Source organism: Hyphomonas sp. UBA3601, assembly GCF_002375605.1.
In the GTDB taxonomy this organism is placed as follows: domain Bacteria; phylum Pseudomonadota; class Alphaproteobacteria; order Caulobacterales; family Hyphomonadaceae; genus Hyphomonas.
Map to the genome: position 1 here is coordinate 799 of NZ_DFME01000072.1, position 653 is coordinate 1451.

Here is a 653-nt window from a genome sequence, read left to right on the forward strand (position 1 = left end):
TTTCGATGTGCTGGACGATCAATTCATGGTGAAGGAACAGCCTGGCATGTTCTGCGCGGGCGAGATGCTGGACTGGGACGCGCCCACAGGCGGTTATCTGCTGACGGCCTGCATGGCCACCGGACGCGCGGCCGGGTTGGGCGCGGTCCGGTGGCTCAGATCACAGGTATAGTCGTTAGCGGCCCTTCCAGACGGGCGCACGTTTTTCGATGAACGCTTTCGGGCCTTCTTTGAAGTCTTCCGTCCCGACGATGCCGGCAAATGCCTTGCCGCTGTCTTTCCAGAGCTCGTCATCCGTCTTGCTGGTTGCATCCATCGCCACGGCGCGGCTGGCGGCGACAGCGAGCGGTGCGTTGGCGGTGATCCTTGCGGCAAGCGCTTCGGCTTCGCCCATCACTTCGGATTCTGGCACAACCTTGTTGACCATACCGAGTTCATAGGCCCGCTGTGACGGAAGTGGGTCACCTGTCAGGATGGCTTCAAGCGCGACTGCGCGCCCGACAGCGCGGGGCAAGCGGAACAGGCCGCCAGCTCCGGCGACGAGGGAGCGTTTTACTTCCGGAAGACCGAAATTCGTGTTGTCCGCGCAAATGATCATGTCACACGAAAGGGCGATCTCGGTGCCGCCTGCGAGGGCAGATCCTGTAATGGCC

General features: G+C 62.0%; 2 protein-coding genes. One reads left to right on the forward strand and one right to left on the reverse strand.

The features are described from left to right. Nucleotides 1–172 (forward strand): NAD(P)/FAD-dependent oxidoreductase (locus B4F73_RS07410; protein WP_290482897.1); only part of this gene is annotated, 172 nt, incomplete at its 5' end. Nucleotides 173–175: 3 nt separating this feature from the next. Here B4F73_RS07410 and B4F73_RS07415 read toward each other — a convergent pair. Continuing rightward, the coding region (locus B4F73_RS07415) for an enoyl-CoA hydratase-related protein (protein WP_290482889.1) at nucleotides 176–653 on the reverse strand (478 nt) is incomplete at its 5' end.